Raw genomic sequence first — 21,830 nt, forward strand, 5'->3', positions numbered from 1 at the left:
GCTGTTGCTTCCAGCAGGTGCAGGGCTGCAAGCCCTGCCGAACACCACCCCTACTTCAAACGCAGCAGCAGGCTGCCGCCCGCACACACCACCGCCAGCCAGGCCACGCCGTGCCAACCCCACTGCGCCAGCGCCAGGCTGCCCAGCGCCCCACCGGCGGCCATGCCGATGAACATGCCGGTGAACAGCAGCGCATTGAGCCGGCTGCGTGCCGGCGGCACCAGGCCGTAGACCAGGGTCTGGTGCGCCACCAGCGCCGACTGGAAACCGAAGTCGAACAGCAGCGCACTCACCACCAGCAGCGGCAACAACGCAGCAGCCGGCAACCAGGCTTCGACCAGCAGCAGGCCGAAGCCCAGCAGCGCCACCACGATCGCCAGCCGTGCCACCGCATGGCACCCCAGACGATCGGCGAAACGGCCGGCGAATGGTGCGGCCAGCGCGCCGGCCGCACCCGCAATACCGAACGCACCCGCCGCCGCACTGCCCAGGCCCAGGCGGGCATGCAGCATCAGCGCCAGCGTCGACCAGAACGCACTGAAGCCGACCGCCAGCAGCGACTGGCTGGCCACCGCACGGCGCAGCTGCGGCTGCTCGCGCCACAACGCCAGCAGTGAACCCAACAACGCCGGATAGCGCAGTGTGCTGGTCGGTGCGAAACGCGGCAGCGCACGCGCCATCACCGCGCCCATCGCCGCCACCGATACCGCGGCCAGTACGAACTGCGTGCGCCAACCCCATGCTTCAGCCACCACGCCACTGACCACGCGCGACAGCAGGATGCCGAGCAGCAGGCCGGTCATCACCCGGCCGACGATCTGTCCGCGTTGTGCATCCGGCGCCAGCACCGCAGCGGCCGGCACGATGTCCTGCGCCAGCGTAGCCATCAGCCCGACCAGCAGGCTGGCCATCAGCAGGCCCGGCAGGTGCCCGGCCATCGCTGCGGCGCCCAGTGCCAGCGCCAGCAATGCGGACTTCAGCAGAATGAGGTTGCGGCGGTCGAAGCGGTCGCCCAGCGGTGCCAGCAGCAGGATACCCAGCGCATAGCCGAGCTGGGTCAGGGTCGGCACCAGGCCGGCGGCGCGCTCACCTGCGCCGAGGTCCTGGGCGATCAGGCCCAGCATCGGCTGGCTGTAGTACAGCGAGGCGACCGAGAAGCCGGCGCCGGCCGCCATCGCCAGCACCAACGGGGTGGAAGGCGCGGTCGCAGGTGCGGCGGCGACAGACAACGAGGGGGTAGACATGGGGGAGTCCGGTGGAGGAAGTGGGCGTATCCTGCCCGTATTCGCCAGGCGTCTGTAGTAGGCTCGCGCACATACCCTTCATACGTTACACGCATGAATGACCTCGCCAACGGCGCAGATCGCCTGGATCTGCTGCGTACCTTCCTGCGCATCGTCGATGCCGGCAGCCTGTCTGCTGCGGCCGTGCAGCTGGGCACCACCCAGCCGACGGTCAGTCGCCGCCTGCAGGCACTGGAGCGGCAGCTCGGCCTGCGCCTGTTGCAGCGCTCCACCCACGGCCTGCAGCTGACCGAAGATGGCCTGCGCTGCCAGCGCCATGCGCAACGCGTGGTCGACGAATGGGAGTCGCTGCAGGCCGAACTGCACGGCGAACCGGAAACGCTTCGCGGACGCCTGCGGGTGATGGTGCCGCACGCGTTCGGCCAGGCGCAGCTGCTGCCGACCATGCTCGCGTTCCTCGCCCAGCACCCGCAGCTGAGCCTGGAGTGGATCCTTGAAGATCGTCGCCCGGATTTCATCGCAGAAGGCATCGACTGCGCGGTGCGGGTGGGTCCGGTCGACGAACCGCGCATGGTCGCACTGCCGCTCGCCGAAGTGCCGCGCATCGTCGTGGCAGCGCCCTCGCTGGTGCAGGCCACCGCGATCAGCACACCAGAACAGGCGCAGGCACTGCCATGGATCTCACTGGTCACCTATTACCGCGAACGCCTGCTGCTGCATGACGCTCGGGGTCGCGCGCATACCCTTTCGATCAGCCCGCGCCTGCTCAGCGATAACCTGTTCGTGGTGCAGCAGGCCGCACGCGCCGGGCTGGGCGCAGCGGTGGTCTCGGCCTGGCTGGTCGCCGACGATCTCGCACAGGGGCGGCTGGTGCAGCTGCTGCCGGACTGGCAAGCGCCGGCATTGCCGGTACACGTGGTGTTTCCGGCCGCACGCCAGCAGCCCCCACGGCTGCGCGCCTTCATCGATGCGATGAAGGCCGCACTGCCGCAATTGCATGGAATGCGGCCGGCGCCGCGTTAGGTCATCGGCCGCATCATCCACGCATGGCGTGGATCTACTGAGGGTACGGGTAGATCCACGCCATGCGTGGATTCCGTCCGACCCGGCAATCAGTTGGACTTACCCGCCTCGGCATTCCACGCTGCGACCTTGGCCTTGGTGTCGGCCAGCATCTTGTCCAGTGCGGCGCGGTCATACACGCTGCCACGCAGGATCACGCTGTCGATCTTCTCGGTGGCGGCGATGTCCTGCAGCGGGTTGGCGGTCAGCAACACCAGATCGGCAGCCTTGCCCTGGGCAACGCCACCGTAGCGGTCCATCTGGCCGAACCAGGCCGGGCCGGAACGGGTCGCCGCCGACAGCGCCTGCGGCGCGCTCAGGCCCTCCTTCACGAACAGCTGCAGTTCCTGGTGCAGGGCGATGCCCGGGAAGTTGAACGAATTGAGGAAGCCTGCATCGGTGCCGGCGATGATCGTTACGCCCGCTTCCTGCAGCATCGGCAGCACTGCGGCCACCTGGTGGTACTGCGCATGGCGCGCTTCGATCTGCGCCGGCGTGGCCTTCGCCGCGCGGTCCACGCGCCACTGGTAGGTCGCGCGCAGGCCCGGGCCGATGTAGGCCAGGTACGGGTCATTGGCGTGGTCATCCTGGTCAAGGAAGTCGAGGATGCGGCCACCGTTGAGGGTCGGGGTCACGAACACGCCGCGCTTGGCGAAATCACGGTAGGCATGCATCGCGGTGTCACGGTCGAAACTGGCGTCGAGACGGCGGTTGGCTTCGGCACGGTCGATGCGGCCAGCTCCAAAGTCGGCGGCAATCTGCGCCTCGTCCTTGCTGCCCGCCTTGAACGCGTAGTCCAGGTGCTCGATCGAGGCCAGGCCGGCATCGACCGCCTGCTCCACGGTCAGCGCCATCGGGATGTGGCCCGACGCCTTGAACCCGGCCTTGCGCGCGGCACTGGCCGAGTACAGGAACAGTTCCGGCTTCAGCGTGCTGTCAGTGATCTTCACGAAATCGACCTTGTCGTGCTGCAGGCGGGTGATCGCCTTGTCGACGTCGGCCTGGCTGCCCACTTCGATCGTGCCCTTCCAGACCGGCTTGATGCCTTCAATCTTCGCGCCCGAGCTGAGCAGGCGCGGGCCAAACAGCGTGCCCTTGGCGATCTCGCCACGCCACTGCAGCACCTGTTCGGGAAGATCACCGGAGCAATCACGCACCGTGGTGATGCCGTGCGCAATGTACAGCGGCAACAGCGCCTTGTTCTCTTCGATCAGCGCCGGGCCGCCACCGAAGTGCACATGCATGTCCCACAGGCCCGGGATCAGGTATTTGCCCTTGGCATCGATCTGGCGGGCCGCGCTCCACTGGCTGCGCAGCTGTGCATCCGGACCGACGGCGACGATGTCCTCGCCGCGGATCACCACGCTCTGCCCAGCCAGGGTACTGGCGTGCTCGACATCGACCACGGTGGCATTGCGGATCAGCAGGTCGGCGCGCTCGGCGGCAGAGGCCGACACCGGCGCCACCGCAAGGAGGATGGCAAAGGACAACGGACGGGAACGGAACATGGACAGCATCCTGATGGGCACGACCGGCGTGCGGGTGGAAGGGGTTTGTATTCAGCGCACCGCGCCGTGCTGGCGCAGCAGGGTTTCAATTCCGGTATAGCCGCGCTGGCGCGCGTGTGCCAGCGGCGTTACGCCATCGCCGTCGGCCAGCTCCGGGTCAGCACCGGCATCCAGCAACAGCTGCACGATCTGCACGTGGCGCGCACCGCCATCGCCGAGCAGGATCGCTTCCAGCAGTGCGGTCCAGTGCAGGCGGTTGACATGATCGACCGCCACGCCCGCGCGCAGCAGCGTACGCACGGTGGCGACGTGGCCGCGCTCGGCGGCCGGAATCAGCGCGGTGCCACCATAGCGGTTGGTGCTGCGCAGATCGGCGCCGTGCGCCAGCGTCATCGCCAGGATCTCATCCAGGCCACGCGCGCCGGCATACAGGTAGGCGCTGTCCTGCAGCGCGTCCTTGGCATTGACGTCTGCCCCGGCCTCGATCAGTTCGCGCGCGGCATCCACGTTGTTGCCATGCGTGGCCAGCAGCAACGCGGTGCGGCCCTGGCCATCGCGCGCCTCCAGCGTGGCGCCATCCTCGATCGCCTGTCGCACCGCATCGGCGTCGCCGCGGCTGGCAGCATCCCGCAGGCGCGCGTCTGCGTCGGCCCTGGACGTGGCGGTGCAGGCGGGGGTGACCATGGCCAGCAGGCACAACAGCAGCACGCGCGTGAACGGCCCAGGCCAGCCAGCGGAACGATGGAAGCGCATGACGGTGTCTCCTCATGTCCGTCACCACGGAACGCCGGGCGACGGTTGCAACAGCCGGGCATTGCCGGCCCCTGCCCTGCATGGTAGAAGTCGGGTTGGGTATCCAGAAGTGAAATGTTCAAATGCAAGACAGTGCCAAATCGAATAGAACCCTGTTCGAACTGGACCTGCTGCGGGCGCTGGTGATGGTGGCCGACTGTGGCAGCTTCACCACCGCGGCCACCCGCCTGCATTCGACCCAGTCCACGGTCAGCCAGAAGGTGCGCCGGCTGGAGGAACTGGCCGGGCATCGCCTGCTCGAACGCGGCCACCGCGACGTGCACCCCACTGACGCCGGCCACACCCTGCTCGGTTACGCGCGGCGCATGCTCGACCTGAACGAGGAAATGGCGCAGGCGCTGGCCGGCGCGACGGTGGAAACCGCGGTCCGCATCGGTGTCCCCGAGGACTTCGTCAACGCACAGACCACCCGCATGCTGGCCGCCTTCAGCCGCCGCCACCCGCAGGTGAAGCTGGAAATCAGCAGCGGCCTCAGCCGCGACCTGGCGCAGGGCTTCGACCACGGCGAGCTGGACCTGGTGCTGGTCAAGCAGCGCCGCAACAGCCGCCAGGCCGTGCACTGCCGCCGCGAGCCGATGCACTGGATCGACAGCCTGCGCAGCAGCTGCCTGCAGCAGGACCCGCTGCCGCTGGTCACATTTCCGCCGCGCGGGCTGTACCGCGACGAGATGATCCACGCCGTGGAAGCGCTGGGCCTGCGCTGGCGCATCGCCTTCACCAGCTCGTCGCTGAGTGGCATCCAGGGTGCCGTAGCCGATGGCATCGGCATCAGCCTGCTGCCGCGCCGCGCGGTTACCCGCGAACACCGCGTCATTGATGGCGAGCACGACCTGCCGGTGATCGACAACTACGAGATAGGCCTGCTGCACCGCGCCGATGCTGATGATGCGGTGCGTGCGCTGGCCAGCGAGTTATGGCGGCAGGTACAGCGCGAACCGGACTGACCGCGGTAGATCCACGTCATGCGCGGATGAAACCCGCGCATTGAGCATCGAAACCTGGACAGGCCTGTCGCGCGGAAATCACGGTTCTGCCGCTAGAGTGCCCATTGTTTCCGTGCTCCACGGCGCCTTGTCATGTCCGACGAAATCCCTACCCGCTTCGATCCCCTACCCGCGGCCCTGCAGACGCATCTGCAGCACCAGCGCTCGCTGATCGCTGCGCGCGTGGCCGCCGGCTTTCCGACGTTGCCGGTGCAGTGGCCGCTGGCGGCCACCACGCTGCAGCGCGTGGTCGATGCCGAGCTGATCGACCGCGACGACTGCGATGGCTGGGAAGCACTGGGCGTGGCGTTCGGTGACACCCTGGCCCAGCGCGTGCCGGGCCTGGCCTGGATGCAGGTCACCGATGCCTGGGGCATCGATGCGGTGCTGCGCTATGCCGACAGCAGCCTGCAGATCGGCGCCAGCACACTGCTGCTCAAGCGCGTCGAACAGGGCGAAGTCATCGACATCGCCCACCTGCTGGCGTGGCTCGAAGAGTTCGTCGCCACCCGCGCCGACGATTACGCCTGACGGGTAGCTCCACGCCATGCGTGGATGAAACTACCGTGCGCCCACATTCATCCACGCACGGCAGAGACCTACAGCCAACGGCCATCAACCACTACGCGGCGCTGCACCGGCACTCCGGCCACGGCGGCCGGGCCGTGGTCGGCACGCACCGCGACGAACGTCGCCGGCCGGCCTTCGGCAACGCCATGCTGAGGCAGGCCGATCACCTGTGCGGCATGGGTGGTGACCATGTCCAGCGCCAGCATCAGGTTGGCATCTGTGTAGAAGCCCGAGCGGTAGCCCAGCAGCATCGCCCGCTGCAGCAGATCGCCGTTGCCGTACGGCCACCAGCAGTCGCGGATGTTGTCATTGCCGGCGAACACGCGCACGCCGGCATCATGCAGCGCACGCAAAGGCGGGAACGGATGGTCGCCTGGCGCGTTGCTCATGATCGCAACGCCCGCCGTGGCCAGTGCTTCACCCACCTGCAGCGCGCGCGCCAACGGCACGTCGCCCAGCGAGTAGGCATGGCTGACGGCAACGCGCCCCTGCAGGCCGGCGGCACGGGTGCGTGCGGCGATGCGCAGCAGCTGGGCCAGCCCAGTTTCGCCGGGCTCGTGCAGGTGGATGTCGAGCTGCACGCCATAGCGCTCGGCCAGGCCGAACAGCAGGGCCAGCTGGCCTTCGGCATCGCCATCCAGCGTGGTCGGGTCGATGCCGCCCAGCACCTCCACGCCCGCTGCAATGGCCTGCTCGAGCACAGCAGCTGTGCCCGGGCAGGACATCACCCCGGCCTGCGGGAACGCGACCAGCTGGATGCGCATGATGTCGGCGCAGCGCAGCGCGGCCTCGCGCACTGCTTCGAGATGACGCAGGCCGGTGCTGCCGTCGACATCGACGTGACAGCGCATCGCCACCGTGCCGAAGCTGCTGCACTGGCGGATCAAGGCCTCGGCGCGGTCGACCATCGGCGCGGCCCCCGCCACCGCGGCCTTCTCGACCGCCAGCCGCTCTCGCAGGCTGTTCACCGGCTGATGCGGGTGCCAGCGGTCGCCGACGAAGCTCTTGTCCAGATGAATATGGCCGTCGACCAGGCCCGGCAGGACGGCATAGCCCTGCAAGTCGACGCTTTCCGCACCCACGCGCGGCGCGGTATCACCGTTGAGACCACTGATACGACCGTCGTGGATGTGGAAATGCAGCGGCGCGCCGGCGCGGTCCACCGCGCCATGGACGAACTGAAGCGTCATCGGAAACTCCCGGAAAGCCAAGTCATGGCGCCATCCTGAGCGCTGGCATTGCCATCGGCCAACGAAATATCTGGATGCCACACATTCATCAGAACAATGAATGCCCCCGCGACAACCGGTCGCAGCCACGCCGTGCACACGCCTGAACGGGTACCATAGGCACCTGTTTCCGCTGTGATGCCGCATGGGCCCGTCCGACCGCCACGATCGCCTCCGCCGCTGGCAGGCCGCGTCCCTGCTGGCTGCTGCCCCGATGGCCAGCCTGTCCGCCACTGATGCGGTCGCCACCGCGCCGCTGCAGGCGCCGCCTGGCCAACAGCGCATCGCGTCGGCTGCCCTGGTCGAGCGGTTGCACCAGCGCGTGCTGTCCGGGCAGAGCGCCACCGCCACCCTGGAACACTGGTGCGCCGAGCACGGCTTGGCCGAACAAGCACGGGTGCGCGCGGTGCGGGTGCACGGCCAGGACAAGACGGCACCGGCCGACGTGCTGCAGGCACTGGGCGCGAAACCCGGCACCGCCCTGCGCTACCGCCGTGTGCAGCTGGTCTGTGGCAGCCGCGTACTCTCCGAGGCAGACAACTGGTACCTGCCGGACCACCTCAGTCCGGCCATGAACCAGGTGCTGGACAGCACCGACGAACCCTTTGGCCGCGTGGTTGGCCCGCTCGGCTTCCAGCGCCAGACACTGGCTGACCAGACCTTCTGGCCACCGCGTGGCGAAGGCGACCGCGGCGTGATCCTGGAAGTGCGCGCCCTGCTGCGCGATCGCCAGCAGCAGCCCTTCAGCTACGTCATCGAGTCGTACCTGCAGCAGGCACTGCCCTAGGCCACCGGCGCGCGCCATCACGGCGGATATCGACACAGCAGAAGGCCCGGCATTGCCGGGCCTTCTGTTTGCCAGCCGGATCAGCGGAACCGGTAGTCCAGCTGCAGCCAATACTGGCGACCGTACGGGTCGTAGTTGCCAACCGGATAGAACGGCCACCCGCCTCCGTTCTTGTCCGCCGGCGGGCGGCTATCACGCAGGTTGTTGACGATCACACCCACCGACAGGTTCTCGCCGAACTGGCGGAACACACTGGCGTTGTAGGTCATGTACGGCGCGATGCGGCCACTGCCATCGGTCTTCGGCAGTGAACCAAAACGATTGCCGTACAGCGTGGTGGTCCAGTCACCCTGGTTCCAGGTAATGCTGCCGTTGGCCTTGCTGCGCCACTGGTAGTCATCCAGCGAATTGCGGATGTCACGCTCCGGGTCATCGGAGAACTGCCGGTACGTGTGCTCCAGCACCACGGTATAGGCCAGGCGCGTGGTGAAGCGGCCATAGCGGCCGGCATCGAAGCGCCAGTTGCCCTTCAGGTCCAGCCCGCGCACCGACTCGGAAGCCGCGTTGATCGGATTGATCAGCACGCGGGTCACCTGGTCCGGCTGCACCGTGGCGTTGGAGGGATTGCGGATCACCCGCGACAGCGCGTCCTGGCACAGCGGCGAACCGATATCGCGTGCTTCGCCACCCAGCGTGCGGCCCAGGCGGCAATCGGCCTCGTCGCGCAGGATGCGGCTGGTGTCGAGGCTGGTGACCTCGTTGTCGATGCGGATGTCGTAGTAATCGGCACTGAAATCCAGCCCGGACAGCGGCGACCAGACCACGCCGAAACCATAGGACTTGGCGGTTTCCGGCTGCAGCTGCGCATTGGCGCGGTTGCTGTAGTCGATCGACAGACCGTTGTAATCGCAGTTGTCGTACGACTGGCCTGCGGTGCGGCAGCGCCAGTAATCGGTCATGCCCGGGTTGTAGCCGCGGGTCTCGGTGGCGAACACGTAGTTCATGTCCGGCGCCCGGAAGCTGGTCGCAGCAGAGCCGCGGATCAACAGGCTCTCGATCGGGCGGAACTCGACGCCGAAGCTCCAGGTCGCCTTGCCGATGTGCTCGCCGCCCGCGCGGTACTGGTCGTAGCGGCCGGCCAGCGTGGTGGTCAGCGATGTCAACAACGGCAACTGCAGTTCCACGCCGGCCGCATAGCGGTCACGATCACCACCGGCACCGATACCAGCGCTGGTGTTCCAGAACTCGCCGGTACCCAGGCGCGGGTCCGGGCGGTTGCGATAGCCCTGGCTGCCGGCCTCGACCACCGCCGCCAGCGCAGCATCGCCGCCCGGCAGCGCGAACAGGCGGCCGTTGACGCTGGCGCTGAAGGTCTGCAACCACGCCGCGTTGCGGCTTTCCTGGTAGCCGGAAAGGCCCTCGTATTCGTTCGGCGTCAGCGGCTGGAACAGGCGCGAGGGATCCGGTGCATACACCTCCACGCCGTTGCGCACGCCCAGCTGCGGGCCGAGCAGGTACTCGTTGATGCCGGCCAGCAGCACCGGGCGGCGCGTCCGGTTCTCATAGCGCGAACGGCTGTAGACCGCCTCGTAGTCCCAACCGCTGTCGCCCAGTTGGCCGCGCGCGCCGACGTTGAACGACCACGAGTTCTCCAGGAACCGGTTGGCGTTGCGCGGCAGGCCACCGATTTCCTCCGGCGCGAACCGGCGGTACCAGCTCTCCAGGTTGCCCGTGGTCTGGTTGTAGAAGTAGTTGCGCGACGACGTCCAGGTCGGGGCACGGGTGTTGTTGCTGATGCGTGCACTGCCCACGGCCAGGTCGGCGAACAGGTCGGTGCGCTCGTCCAGATGGAAGGTCAGCAGGCCATAGCCATTGAGGTTGCGCTTCTCGGTCTGCACGGTCCAGTAGCTGGCGGCCGCCTCGTTGCTGCCGCAGTACGCTCCCAGCCGCGGGTTGTTGGCACGGAATACGCTGCCACCGTAGATAGCGGACGTGGCGTCGCAGCCATTGATCCCCGGATCGATGTTGCGCCCGGTCGCCGCATTGCGCCGATAGGCGATCGCCGTTGCCTGCGGCGCCTTGCCGGCCGGATCATCGTCCAGTGAATCCATGAAGTCGCGTTGGCGCGCGTGGATCGCCTTGCGTACATCGAATTCGAAGCCGAACAGGCCTTCCCAGCGCTCACCGGACGTGCCACCGACCACCTGCACGCGCTGGTTGTCACCACCGCCCTGCTGGGTGCCACCGGCGCGCACGTTCACATCCACGCCCTCGAAGCGGTCCTTGAGGATGATGTTCACTACACCGGCAATGGCGTCGGAGCCGTACACCGCCGATGCACCGGCGGCCAGCACTTCGATGCGCTCGATCAGTGCGCTGGGAATGTTGGCCAGGTTGACCACGTTCACCGAGCCTTCGTAGGCCAGCGGGTAGTCGGCCTGGCGACGACCGTTGACCAGCACCAGCGTGCGGTTCGGGCCCAGGCCACGCAGGTTGATGGTGTTGGCGGCCGGCGTGAACGTATTGCCGAAGTCCTCGCCCTGCACGTTGCCGGTGTTCTCGGTCAGCGCACTGAGGGCGTCGAAGGCGTTGCGGTAGCCCTGCGCATCAATCTGCTCACGGCTGATCACCGTCACCGGCGAGGGCCCCTCCACACTGGCACGTGGAATGCGCGAGCCGGTGACCTTCACTTCCTGCAATGTAGTGGGTGCGCTTTCCTGCGCGAAGGCCGGCAGCGAGACCAGCATCAGGGACGACAGCGCGAGCACCAGCGGACGCGGGCGCAACGCCTTGTGGGAGGCGGACATGGGCTTCCTGGGGGAGTGGGCGGGTGGTACGGGGAGCCGTGGCCTGTGCGGCACATAACGATCCCGTAACGAAAGTGTCCTGAATGGGGGGGTTCAACGGAAATGACCAGCCCTGATGGGCTTATGCCTGAACCGAATCAGACGGGTCCAGGGCATGGCCGCACTTTTGCAATGAATTGCATGGCCTGGCGCGGCCGGCGCTTCCATCGTGCCGGGATGATCATCCGTACCCATGACACCCACCTCACCCCGTTGCGACCGGTCCTGCGCCGCCACCTGCTGCAGCTGCAGGCGGCGCCGGTCACCCTCCGCTCGTTCCAGCGCACCGACCTGCCGCGCTGGCGCGCCTTCGATGATCGCCGCCAACGCGGCCAGCGGCATCCCCCCGGCGTCGATGAGGAGGCGCGGTTCCTCGCCAGCATTCATCGCTCGCGCCTGCAGGAGGACAACGACCAGCTGGTGCTCGGTGTATTCGACGATACCCAGGGCGCCCTGCTGGACCAGTTGCACATCCGCCTGCAGTCCCTGCATTCGCGCTGTGCCGAGCTGCGGTCACTGCAGCACCAGCATGTCCACCCGCAGGCTGCCCTGCAGGCGTTGTGTCCCTTCCTCTTCGACGATGTCGGCCTGCACCGCATCTACGTGCTGCTGCCGCCGGGCTGCAGCACTCCGTTCGCCAAAGCACTGCAGGCGCACGGCTTCACCCGCGAAGGCATCCTGCGCGACCACCATCTGGATGCGGAGGGATGGCATGACCGCCAGCTGCTGGCGCTGACCGCGCCGGCCTGGCGCAGCTGCCAGCAGCGGATCGGCTAGCGCACCCGCTCCAGTGCCGCACCGGCACCGGTCAAGACCGTGCAGGCGTGGTCCTGCAGTTCCTCGCCGCTGGCATCGTTGCCACTGGCGGCATCCACCCGGGTGGCCAGCAGGATGAAGCCGGGGCCGCCCTGCACGTCATCGCGACCGGCCACCACCAGGCTCCACTGGCCCACATCGCCCACGCCACTCAGGCCATAGGCCAGCAGGTTGAGCGGATTGGCGGTCAGTTCTGCACCGGGCAGCAGATTGGCCTGGTACTGATGCCCGCGCAGCGGCACCGGCAACGGTGACCAGCGCGGGCCGAGCGCGCCAGCATGTGCGTCCAGTGCCTGCAGCACGTCCGCTCGCAGGCAATCGACATGGATGTGCAGCTGGTGCTGCGAGCGACCGTGCGGTGAATTGAGCGCCAGGCTGGCCACGTTGCGCGGCAAGGGTTGGCCCAGAGCCTGTTCGGTATGCCCGCGCGCGCGCCAGGCGGCCGCAAAATAGTTGGGCGCCCCACGCTGGTACAGGCCATGGCTCTCGATGCCACTGACCTTGTCCAGCGGCATCAGCAGGAACTGGTAGTCGCCATGCGCGTCCTTGACCAGCACGTCGCGACGGTCGGCCGCCGTCTCCACCCGCAGGCAGCTGCCCCGCGGGCCTTCCGCCGACTGGCAGTCACGCTCGATCAGGCGCCACAGTGCATCGGAATGGGCCGGCGGCGGAGGCGGCGCGCTCGCACACGCGGACAACAACAGCAGGGGCGACAGCAGCAGGGGGCGCAGGGACACGGCGGCGACTCACGGAACAGGCACGGCAGACGGCGCCGCGCTGCATTCTAGCCAGTACAGTGCTGCAATCAGTAGGTGCCGAACGGCACTTCAACCACGATCGGCGCCACGCCCTCGCCCACCTGCAGGGTGTAGCGGTCCAGCGCGCCATCGTCATCGGCATGCGGCTGGCGCTGGAAATGCAGGGAGTAACGGTCATCGCCCAGGCGCACGGCGCTGCCATCAGCCTCCAGGGCGGCACCTTCGGGAATCAGCAGCCCGCCCAGGTCGCTGTAGGCCCCCGGAACATCGGCGAAGCCATAGTCGGCCAGTTCGTCTACCCGCTGCATCGCATAGACATGCGGCAGGTAAGGACGCGCCGGACTGCGGCCATTGCTCAGGTCGGTCACCCAGGCCTGCGGCAGGTGGTACTGCTCCCGCAGCGCGGCCACGCCCAGCGACGGGCTGGCCACCTGGAGGCAGCACACCGCGCGCTTGCCCTCACGGTCGACAATGGCGAATCGATCACCGCGGGTAGCGGCCTGCGGCAGCATCGCGAAGGCCAGGTTGCGCTGGGCCGGTGCGTAGCCGGCCTCGGTCTGCAGGTTGCGCCAGGCACCGAACACTGGCGATTCCGCGGTTGCAGCCGGCATCGGCTCGGCCGCAGAGGCGGCAAATGCCACGCCCAGCACCGATACCGCCAGTACCGTTCTCGCCCTGCGCTTGTCGCGGAAACTGCCTGCCGTCATACCGTATCCAGCACCTGCACCGGAATGGCCCGGCCTGCCCGCTGGCGTGCTGCCAGTCATCCCTCCCACTATGCAATGACCATGCTGTGCCGGCAATGACCGGGACGCTGACGCCTTTCGCGCGCCGGGTGCTATCGTTCCGCCCATCTTCCCCTGCGCAGGAGCGCTCGCATGTCCGCCTTCCGTCTGTCCCTGTTGCTGCCTGCGTCGGCCCTGCTGCTGTCGGCCTGCGTCAGCACCCCTGGCCCCCAGGTCAAGGGCACCGGCCACTGCGATGCCAGCCAGCTGGGCTGGGCGATCGGCCAGCCGGCCAACGAAGCCAACATCCGCCGCCTGTCCAGCGAGAGCGGCGCCGGCCTGGTCAACCCGATCGGCCCCAGCACCATCACCACCAAGGACATCCGCCAGGATCGCCTGCGTGTGTACGTGGACAAGGACAACATCATCACCTCCACGCGCTGCGAGTAAGCGCCGCCACGGGCTTCTGTAGGGTCGAGCCATGCTCGACGCTACAGTTCAGGGCTCGGTATAGCCGGCGCAGTCCGGCAACGCCTGGTCGGGGTGGAATACCCCATCGCTGAAGCGGAACAACCGCGTATAGCTGCATGCCGGGTCCTGTTCGGTGCGCAGATCCTTCTTCTTCAGCGGGCCCTTGGCCAGCGAATCCTCGAAGCGCGAAACACCCGCCGGGAAGCGGGTTGCCACCGTCTGGTAGCGCAGCACCGGCATGCCCTCTACGGCCGTATCCAGCGCCAGCCTTGCCGAGAACCCGTACTCGTCGTGGCAGGCGCCTGCGCGCTGCTTCATGTCCTGCTCGCTGAAACAGGCGCGGATCATCGCGTTGCCCAGCCATGGCAGGGTCAGCACGTCGTCGTCCACCTGGATGTCATCCTGCAGGTGTCGCACGCGCGCCAGCTGCAGCGTGGATGCGTCGGCACCACCGCCCGAGTACATCGCGCTGAATTTGACGATACCGCCCACCAGCACGTTCTGGCGGGCGCGCTGCCGGGGGTCGCTCACTGTCTCATCGCTGCCCACGCCCGGCGCCAGGCGCACGATCCACGGCCACAGCGACAGCTCACTTTCCTGCGGCACGTCGATGCTGACGTGGTAGACGTGCGGCTCGCTTTCGCCGGCCTCCCGTTCAGCGACTTCCAGCGTCGTCGGCCGATCGCCGTCCTCGGCCACCGGTTGCACACGCACGCACCAGGCACGATCGAGAGTGCAGTACTGCATGCGTGCTCCACCCTGCCCGCTCTGTTCCAGCACCTGCCCCAATGGCTCCATCACATTACCGGCGGCGTCACGCTGCTGCGGCAGGATCGAGGGCTGGGCCAGCACCAGCAGCGGGGTTGCCAGCACTGCAGCGCACAGAGTGGCGCGGACGAGAACGGAATGCATGGGCGGCTCCTGCGGCTGGGGTTCCGATGGTAACCGCTGACCGGCAGGCGTCGAGCCCTGCTCGACTTCGACACCACGTTGTGTCCGCGCGGCCTCCGTCAATGCCCGCTGCAATCGCAGCGACCCCACCCTTTTTCCTTCGAGGTCTGGCCGATACCGGGGTTGAACGTGTTGCTCGGGTCCAGCTGCCGGTAGAACCCGGCCAGCGCCGGCTTGGCCGGGTACAGGTGGCCCACATTGTGCTCGGCTGGATACTCGGCGCCACGCTGGTCCAGCAGCGCCCACATCGCATGCTCGATCGCCATCGGGTCTTCGCCCTTGCGCGCGATGTAGTCCTGGTGGAACACGTGGCACAGGAAGTGGCCGTAGTACAGCTTGTGCAGCAGGCGGCCGTCGATATCGGCCGGCAGCTGCTCGAACCAGTCGGCATCGTCGCGGCGCAGGGCGATGTCCAGCGCCACGATGTCCTGCACCTGGTCGCGATGCACTTCGCGGTAGCGCACCGCGGCACCGGCCACCGCGAAGCGATGCAGGAAGGCCTTGCGCCCCTCCTCCGCCGTGCAGTGGAAGTAACCGCCCTCATGGTGGGCGAAGAAGTCGCGCAGCCAGGCCTCGGTTTCTGCTGCGTCCTGCGCGGAGACCTTCAGCAACAGGTGATGCTCATAGCGCTGGCGGAACTCGCCCATGCGCTTGGGCAGGTGCGAGGGCAGCAGGCCGGTCAGCACCTGCATCACCCGGTCGGTCACCCCGCGCAGGCCGAGGCGTTCGAACCAACCGTCGACGCGGCTCTTCAGCGCGAATGCGACGGGCACGCGCGCGGTGCCGAGGCGGTCGATCAGCAGGAAGCTGTCCTTGCCGTAGCGCTCGCCGATGTCATAGGCATCGCGGTGGATGTACTCGCCGGCAATCGGCAGGCGTTCGAAGCCGGTCAGCAGTTGGCGCCGGATCGCGGTGAGGCTGTCGGTGCGGTTGCTGCCGATATAGAAGACCTCGGCGGCCTCCTTCTCGAAGGTATCCAGGCGCACCGCGAATACTGCCAGCTTGCCGGCAGACCCCGCGGCCTCGAAGTGGCGGCTGGGGTCGGCATTGAAGCGTGCCGGCGTATCGGCATCGACCCGGCGCACTTCCTCGGCGTAGCGTGGATCGGAGGCGGCGCGGCCATCGCCGTCCCCAACGTCGGCAGCAGCATAGTCGCCGGCCTGCAGGCGCTGCAGGATCTGCTCGGGCGTATCACCCAGCGCGATGCCCAGATGGTTGACCAGCTGCAGCTGGCCCTGCGCATCGACCTGCGCGTACAGTGCCAGTTCGGTATAGGCCGGGCCACGGCGCACCAGCGCACCGCCGGAGTTGTTGCAGATGCCGCCCAGCACCGAGGCACCGATGCAGGACGAGCCGATCACCGAATGCGGTTCACGGCCCAGTGGTGCCAGCGTCTGCTCCAGGCGGTCCAGCGTGGCGCCGGGCAGGCACAGCACCTGGCGGCCCTCGTTCAACAGCTGGATGCCGGTCAGGCGCAGCGTGCTGACCAGCACGATCGGCCGGCCATAGTCAGCGCCGTCCGGGGTCGAGCCGCCGGTCAGTCCGGTATTGGCTGCCTGCAGGATGATCGCCGCCCCACCCTGCACCGCCGCCTTCAGCACGCGCCACAGTTCCAGCAAAGTGCCCGGGCGCACCACCGCGAGTACCGGGCCATCGCCGAAGCGATAGCCGCGACGGAAGCGGCGCGTGGCCTTGTCACCGGTCAATACATGGCGGCTGCCGACCGCGTCGCGCAACTGCGCCAGCACGGCATCGTGGCCACTCATGGCAGGTTGACCAGTGAATCGCGGCCGATGTCGGCAATACGGTGCGCACCGGTCAGTGTCATCGCCACGCGCATCTCCTTGGCGATCAGGTCCAGCAGGTTGGCCACGCCAGCCTCGCCCTGGGCAGCCAGTGCATAGACGAAGGCACGGCCAAGCAGCACGGTGTCGGCACCCAGCGCCAGCATGCGCACCACGTCCAGGCCGGTGCGGATGCCGGAATCGGCGAGAATCTTCAGGTCGCCCTGTACCGCGTCGGCAATCGTCGGCAGTGCGCGTGCGGTGGACAGCACGCCATCCAGCTGGCGGCCACCGTGGTTGGAGACCACGATGCCATCGGCACCGAACGTGACCGCATCGCGCGCGTCATCCGGGTCGAGGATGCCCTTGATCACCATCGGGCCCTTCCAGAACTCGCGGATCCACTCCAGGTCCTTCCACGAAATGGAGGGATCGAAGTTGCTGCCCAGCCAACCGATGTAATCCTCCAGCCCGGTCGGGTTGCCGCGGTAGGTGGAAATGTTGCCCAGATCGTGCGGGCGGCCGAACAGGCCCACGTCCCACGCCCAGTGCGGGTGGGTGATGGCCTGGCCGATACGGCGCAGCGAGGCGTTCGGGCCGCTCATGCCCGAGTGCGCGTCACGGTAGCGCGCACCCGGCACCGGCATGTCCACGGTGAACACCAGGGTGGTCACGCCCGCGGCCTGTGCGCGCTCCAGCGCATTGCGCATGAAGCCACGATCGCGCAGCACGTACAGCTGGAACCACATCGGCCGCTGGATGGCCGGGGCCACTTCCTCGATCGGGCACACCGATACGGTGGACAGGGTGAACGGGATGCCGCGGCTGTCGGCCGCGCGCGCCGCCTGTACTTCGCCGCGCCGGGCATACATGCCGGTCAGGCCGACCGGCGCCAGCGCCACCGGCATCGCCAGCTTTTCGCCGAACAGCTCGGTTTCCAGGCTCAGGTCGGACATGTTGCGCAGGATGCGCTGGCGCAGCGCGATGTCGGACAGGTCGGAAACGTTGCGCTTCAGCGTGTGCTCGGCATACGCGCCGCCATCGATGTAGTGGAACAGGAACGGCGGCAGCCGGCGTTGCGCTGCGGCACGGTAATCGGTGGAGGCGGAGATGATCATGGGGTCAACCGTGTGGGGAAGGTAGACGCGAGGCCCGCGCACGCCGGGCTTCGTTGTCATCGAGGGTGCGCAGCGTGGTGTGCACGAACTCGAGGTGGGCATGCGCGGCGGCGCGCGCGCGTTCGGGGTCGCCGGCCAGCACCGCGTCCATCATCTCGCGGTGCTGGTCGGACAACGGCGAGAAGGTCCTCGCCGAGGTATAGAGCTTCTCGCGGCTTTGCGAAATATTGGTCTGCAGCAGCTCGAACAGGCCGCGCATCACCTGCAGCAGCACCAGGTTGTGGGAGGCCTCGGCGATGGACAGGTGGAAGGCCGCGTCGGCCTCGGCTTCACCGGTGGGGTCGTCCTTGCCGTGCGCGTCCATCATGGTCTGGAAGGCCTGCGCGATGCGCGCGCGGTCCTCGTCGGTGGCACGCAGTGCTGCGTGCCAGGCGGTGGCACCTTCCAATGCATGGCGGATCTCCAGCACGTCGAAGCGATACTCCGGGTCGCCCTGGAACAGCGGCAGGTAGGGCGCCAGCGGTTCATCCAGCGCCTGCCGCGCACGCGCCGCGGGTTCGGCCACGTAGGTACCGCCGCCAACCCGTGCGGTCAGCAGGCCCTGGCTGGCCAGCTGCGCGATGGCCTCGCGCAGCGCGGTGCGCGAGACCCCCAACTGCACCGCCAGGGTACGCTCGGCCGGCAGCCGATCGCCCGGCTGCAGCCGCTGTTCCTGCACCAGGCCGCGCAGCTGCGCAGCTACCTTGTCCGAAATTCGTTGCGTGCTCATGGCGCCATTGTGGCCCGAAGCGCGCAGCGGGTGGTCGGCCAGCCGTGCATGGCTCAGGGAATCATCCAGGTCAGCCAGTAGGCCTGGGCCAGGGTGATCAGGCCGACCATCGTGGTGAAGATCAGGCTGTGCTTGACCGTGAAACGGAACAGGTCCGATTCCTTGCCGGCCAGGCCGACCGCCGCGCAGGCAATGGCGATCGACTGCGGCGAGATCATCTTGCCGGTGACACCGCCGGTGGTGTTGGCCGCCACCAGCAGCACGTCGGACACGCCGATCTGCTGTGCAGTGGTCGCCTGCAGTGCCGAGAACAACGCATTGGACGAGGTGTCCGAACCAGTCAGGAACACGCCCAGCCAGCCCAGGAACGGCGAGAAGAACGGGAACGCATCGCCGGTGTGCGCCAATGCCAGCGCCAGCGTTGCCGACAGGCCCGAATAGTTGGCGATGAAGGCAAAAGCGAGCACCATGCCGATCGAGTAGATCGGCATGCGCAGCTCACGCACGGTTTCGCCGAAGGTGTGCAGCGCCGAACGGGCCGGCATGCGCAGCGCGATGATCGCGATCACCGCGGCGAGGATGATCGAGGTGCCGGTGGCCGAGAACCAGTCGAATTTGTAGACCGCCTCGTAGCTGAGCGGCGCGTCCACGATAGGTGGCATCTTCTGCACCATCTGGTCCAGGCCCGGCACCGGGAGCTTCAGCACCCAGCTTTCCAGCGGGCCGCCCGCCGCGAACAGCGACTTGAACGGCTTGATGCTCCACAGCGTGACCATCGCGGTGAGGATCAGGAACGGCGACCACGCCTTGGCGATCTGGCCGACGCTGTAGCGCGGCGCCTCCAGTGCCTGTGCGGCCGCTTCGGCGCTGGTTTCGGTATCGAAGCGGAAGATCCGTACCGGCTTCCAGCGGCGCAGGAACAGGGTCAGGCAGACCAGCGACGCCAGCGAGGCGGTGATGTCCGGCAGCTCCGGGCCGATGAAGTTCGAGGTCAGGTACTGCGCAATGGCGAACGAGCCGCCGGCCACCAGCACCGCCGGCCAGGTTTCCCTGATGCCGCGCCAGCCATCCATGATGGCCATGATCCAGAACAGCACGATCACGGTCAGGAACGGCAGCTGGCGGCCGGCCATCTGGCCGATCTCGAATGCGTCCAGGCCGGTGACCTGCCCGGCCACGATGATCGGAATGCCCATCGCACCGAACGCCACCGGCGCGGTGTTGACGATCAGGCACAGACCGGCGGCATACAGCGGCTTGAAGCCCAGCCCGACCAGCAGCGCCGCAGTGATCGCCACCGGCGCACCGAAGCCGGCCGCGCCTTCCAGGAAGGCCCCAAAAGCGAAACCGACCATCAGCATCTGCAGGCGCTGGTCTTCAGTCACCGACAGGATCGAAGCACGGATGATGTCGAACTGCCCGGTCTTGACCGAGACCTTGTAGAGGAACACCGCGCCGATGATGATCCAGGCGATCGGCCACAGGCCGTAGACGAAGCCGAAGCCGGCCGCGCCCAGCGCCTGGGTCAACGGCATGCGGTAGAACAACAGGGCCACGCCAAGCGCGATGGCCACGGTGATCGTACCGGCCAGCCAGCCCTTCATGCGCAGCACGGCCAGGGCCACGAAGAAGAACGCGATCGGCAGCAGCGCGATCAGGCTGGACAACCACAGGTTGCCGGCGGGGTCGTACAGGTGTTGCCAGGGCTGCATGAAGACTCTCGACTGGATGCGGAAGGTGCCCCACCGCAGGCGGTGGATCGCCGTGGCTGTCGACTATTGGTAGTACCAATGATGATTTCGATCAGACCACTTGCAGCGGATTTAACCGCCACTCCGACGAAGAGCCTATTAGACCATAGGGCTAGATATCATATTGGTCATACCATTAGTAGCCGCCATGGTAGTGCCGGCCGCTGGCCGGCAACTCGAGATTCCCTACGAGATCCGTTTCTCCAACCGCCGCATCACCGCCAGCACCAGCACGCACAGCACGCTCACCCCGATCGCAATCACGTATTTGCCGATACCCACGGCGATCCCGATCGCTGCCGCCATGATCAGCGAGCTGGCCGTGGTCAGGCCGCTGACCTGGTCCTCGCGTGAGCCGCGCAGGATGGTGCCGGCGGCCACGAAGCCGACGCAGGCCACCACCGCTTCGATCAGACGTACCGGGTCGACCTGCAGCAGGTCACGGTAGCGCTCCTGCTGGAAATGTTCGGCCACCGAGTCGCCGAGGCCGACGATCAACGCGGCAGCCCCGGCGATCAGCATGTGCGTGCGCAGGCCGGCGGCGTGCTTGCCCATTTCGCGCTCGACACCGAGCACACCGCCGAACAGCATCGCTGCGGCTACGCGCAGCAGGATCGAGACATCCTGGGTGAGTTCCATGGGAAAGCTCCGGGAGTTTCCCGGAGCGTCGCGTGGCACCCGTGGCATAGAGGTGAAGGCCACACCACAACCCGTTCACCCGGTAGCGCCGGGCCGTGCCCGGTGCCGCCGTAACGCGCGTTCAACGCATCACTGCGCGAGGTATCCGCCATCGATGGCGTAGTAGGTGCCGGTCGCGAACGAGGCGTCGTCGCTGGCCAGCCAGGCCACCAGCGCCGCCACTTCCTCCGCCGTACCCAGCCGCTTCAGTGCGTGCCGCCCTTCCAGCGTGGCACGCACCTTCGGGTCCATCTTCTCCAGCAGCGGCGTGCTGATGAAGCCCGGGCCGACCGCATTGACACGGATACCGTCGCCCGCATGCTCCCACGCTGCGGTCTGGGTCAGCCCGACCACGCCGTGCTTGGCCGCGACATAGGCAGTGGAGCCGGCATAGCCCACCTGGCCCAGGATCGACGCCATGTTGATGATGCTGCCGCCGGTACCGGCCGCGCGCATCGCCTGGATCTGCGCACGCTGGCACAGGAACACGCTGGTGAGGTTGACGTCGATCACGCGCTGCCAGCCATCGATCGGATAGTCGCCGCTGCTGGCGGCCGGCCCACCGATACCGGCGTTGTTGATGGCCACATGCAGGCCGTCGAGTTCCTTGATCGTGCGCTGCACCGCCGCCTCCACCGCCGCGTCGTCGGTGACGTCCAGCGCGATGCCGATGGCCTGTGCACCGGTGCTGCGCAACTGCGCCACGGTGGCATCCACCGCATCCTGCTTGAGGTCCCAGACCGAAATACGGGCGCCGGACGCGGCCAGCGTCTGCGCCACGGCCAGGCCGATGCCCGACACGCCGCCGGTCACGATCGCGGTCTTGCCGGTCAACTGGTAATCAATCATCTGCATTCTCCATCGGTGGGGGTATCGATGCGGCGCGCGGCCGCCAATCAACCACCTTACGCCGTCGGCTGTGACAAGCAGACCAACAGCCTGTCCGCGGCTGATCGTTCCAGCAATG

General features: G+C 67.5%; 20 protein-coding genes. 6 read left to right on the forward strand and 14 right to left on the reverse strand.

Features of this window, described 5'->3' with window-relative positions; genetic code table 11:
• Positions 1-50: 50 nt before the first annotated feature.
• Positions 51-1,244 carry an MFS transporter gene (locus EGM71_RS12040; RefSeq protein ID WP_188485119.1) on the reverse strand — a complete coding sequence of 398 codons (1,194 nt, stop codon included), beginning with the start codon at positions 1,242-1,244 and terminating at the stop codon, positions 51-53.
• Between the two features lie 93 nt (positions 1,245-1,337).
• On the opposite strand from EGM71_RS12040, the gene EGM71_RS12045 reads away from it, so the two are divergent.
• On the forward strand, positions 1,338-2,267 hold the full coding sequence (locus tag EGM71_RS12045; protein ID WP_188485120.1) for a LysR family transcriptional regulator: 930 nt from the start codon (positions 1,338-1,340) through the stop codon (positions 2,265-2,267).
• A gap of 89 nt (positions 2,268-2,356) precedes the next feature.
• Here the strand turns inward: EGM71_RS12045 and EGM71_RS12050 are convergent, their stop codons facing one another.
• Positions 2,357-3,814 (reverse strand): amidohydrolase family protein, encoded by a 1,458-nt coding sequence (locus tag EGM71_RS12050; protein ID WP_188485121.1) that lies wholly within the window; start codon positions 3,812-3,814, stop codon positions 2,357-2,359.
• A 51-nt stretch (positions 3,815-3,865) separates the two neighbouring features.
• Entirely contained in the window at positions 3,866-4,567 is a 702-nt protein-coding gene (locus tag EGM71_RS12055) for an ankyrin repeat domain-containing protein (protein ID WP_188485122.1), read from the reverse strand.
• A 122-nt stretch (positions 4,568-4,689) separates the two neighbouring features.
• Between EGM71_RS12055 and EGM71_RS12060 the strand changes: the two genes are divergently transcribed.
• Together EGM71_RS12060 and EGM71_RS12065 are read left to right on the forward strand one after the other, a co-directional pair.
• Complete coding sequence (locus EGM71_RS12060) at positions 4,690-5,571, forward strand: LysR substrate-binding domain-containing protein (RefSeq protein WP_188485123.1); 882 nt, start codon at positions 4,690-4,692, stop codon at positions 5,569-5,571.
• Positions 5,572-5,703: 132 nt separating this feature from the next.
• On the forward strand, positions 5,704-6,141 hold the full coding sequence (locus EGM71_RS12065; protein WP_188485124.1) for a DUF3806 domain-containing protein: 438 nt from the start codon (positions 5,704-5,706) through the stop codon (positions 6,139-6,141).
• Between the two features lie 68 nt (positions 6,142-6,209).
• Here the strand turns inward: EGM71_RS12065 and EGM71_RS12070 are convergent, their stop codons facing one another.
• The gene (locus tag EGM71_RS12070; protein WP_188485125.1) at positions 6,210-7,370 is read right to left on the reverse strand and encodes an amidohydrolase family protein; all 1,161 of its coding nucleotides are present in this window, start codon (positions 7,368-7,370) and stop codon (positions 6,210-6,212) included.
• 184 nt (positions 7,371-7,554) lie between these two features.
• On the opposite strand from EGM71_RS12070, the gene EGM71_RS12075 reads away from it, so the two are divergent.
• Complete coding sequence (locus tag EGM71_RS12075; RefSeq protein WP_188485126.1) at positions 7,555-8,196, forward strand: hypothetical protein; 642 nt, start codon at positions 7,555-7,557, stop codon at positions 8,194-8,196.
• An 80-nt stretch (positions 8,197-8,276) separates the two neighbouring features.
• Here EGM71_RS12075 and EGM71_RS12080 read toward each other — a convergent pair whose 3' ends face one another.
• Positions 8,277-11,003 carry a TonB-dependent receptor plug domain-containing protein gene (locus EGM71_RS12080; RefSeq protein WP_188485127.1) on the reverse strand — a complete coding sequence of 909 codons (2,727 nt, stop codon included), beginning with the start codon at positions 11,001-11,003 and terminating at the stop codon, positions 8,277-8,279.
• A gap of 180 nt (positions 11,004-11,183) precedes the next feature.
• On the opposite strand from EGM71_RS12080, the gene EGM71_RS12085 reads away from it, so the two are divergent.
• The gene (locus EGM71_RS12085; RefSeq protein ID WP_223224458.1) at positions 11,184-11,819 is read left to right on the forward strand and encodes a GNAT family N-acetyltransferase; all 636 of its coding nucleotides are present in this window, start codon (positions 11,184-11,186) and stop codon (positions 11,817-11,819) included.
• Here EGM71_RS12085 and EGM71_RS12090 read toward each other — a convergent pair.
• The gene (locus tag EGM71_RS12090; protein ID WP_188485128.1) at positions 11,816-12,595 is read right to left on the reverse strand and encodes a CDP-diacylglycerol diphosphatase; all 780 of its coding nucleotides are present in this window, start codon (positions 12,593-12,595) and stop codon (positions 11,816-11,818) included. The two genes, EGM71_RS12085 and EGM71_RS12090, sit on opposite strands and share 4 nt — an antisense overlap.
• A gap of 68 nt (positions 12,596-12,663) precedes the next feature.
• Positions 12,664-13,323, reverse strand: a complete 660-nt coding sequence (locus EGM71_RS12095) for a decarboxylase (protein WP_188485129.1) — start codon at positions 13,321-13,323, stop codon at positions 12,664-12,666.
• Positions 13,324-13,494: 171 nt separating this feature from the next.
• On the opposite strand from EGM71_RS12095, the gene EGM71_RS12100 reads away from it, so the two are divergent.
• Positions 13,495-13,791: a hypothetical protein gene (locus tag EGM71_RS12100; protein WP_188485130.1), complete on the forward strand. Its 297-nt coding sequence runs from the start codon at positions 13,495-13,497 to the stop codon at positions 13,789-13,791.
• Positions 13,792-13,839: 48 nt separating this feature from the next.
• Here EGM71_RS12100 and EGM71_RS12105 read toward each other — a convergent pair whose 3' ends face one another.
• The 7 genes from EGM71_RS12105 to EGM71_RS12135 all read right to left on the reverse strand — a co-directional run bounded on the left by EGM71_RS12105 (position 13,840) and on the right by EGM71_RS12135 (position 21,712).
• The gene (locus tag EGM71_RS12105) at positions 13,840-14,724 is read right to left on the reverse strand and encodes a hypothetical protein (RefSeq protein ID WP_188485131.1); all 885 of its coding nucleotides are present in this window, start codon (positions 14,722-14,724) and stop codon (positions 13,840-13,842) included.
• A 98-nt stretch (positions 14,725-14,822) separates the two neighbouring features.
• On the reverse strand, positions 14,823-16,529 hold the full coding sequence (dld, locus tag EGM71_RS12110) for a D-lactate dehydrogenase (protein WP_188485132.1): 1,707 nt from the start codon (positions 16,527-16,529) through the stop codon (positions 14,823-14,825).
• On the reverse strand, positions 16,526-17,665 hold the full coding sequence (lldD, locus tag EGM71_RS12115; protein WP_188485133.1) for an FMN-dependent L-lactate dehydrogenase LldD: 1,140 nt from the start codon (positions 17,663-17,665) through the stop codon (positions 16,526-16,528). The genes dld and lldD overlap by 4 nt, the downstream gene beginning before the upstream one ends.
• Before the next feature lie 4 nt (positions 17,666-17,669).
• Complete coding sequence (gene lldR / locus EGM71_RS12120) at positions 17,670-18,434, reverse strand: transcriptional regulator LldR (RefSeq protein WP_012511377.1); 765 nt, start codon at positions 18,432-18,434, stop codon at positions 17,670-17,672.
• Positions 18,435-18,487: 53 nt separating this feature from the next.
• On the reverse strand, positions 18,488-20,146 hold the full coding sequence (gene lldP, locus EGM71_RS12125) for an L-lactate permease (protein WP_188485134.1): 1,659 nt from the start codon (positions 20,144-20,146) through the stop codon (positions 18,488-18,490).
• 225 nt (positions 20,147-20,371) lie between these two features.
• The gene (locus tag EGM71_RS12130; protein WP_005410036.1) at positions 20,372-20,824 is read right to left on the reverse strand and encodes an MgtC/SapB family protein; all 453 of its coding nucleotides are present in this window, start codon (positions 20,822-20,824) and stop codon (positions 20,372-20,374) included.
• A gap of 129 nt (positions 20,825-20,953) precedes the next feature.
• Complete coding sequence (locus EGM71_RS12135) at positions 20,954-21,712, reverse strand: SDR family NAD(P)-dependent oxidoreductase (RefSeq protein WP_188489832.1); 759 nt, start codon at positions 21,710-21,712, stop codon at positions 20,954-20,956.
• Positions 21,713-21,830: the final 118 nt, after the last annotated feature.

It is taken from the genome of Stenotrophomonas maltophilia (genome assembly GCF_006970445.1).
Classification (GTDB): domain Bacteria; phylum Pseudomonadota; class Gammaproteobacteria; order Xanthomonadales; family Xanthomonadaceae; genus Stenotrophomonas; species Stenotrophomonas maltophilia_AU.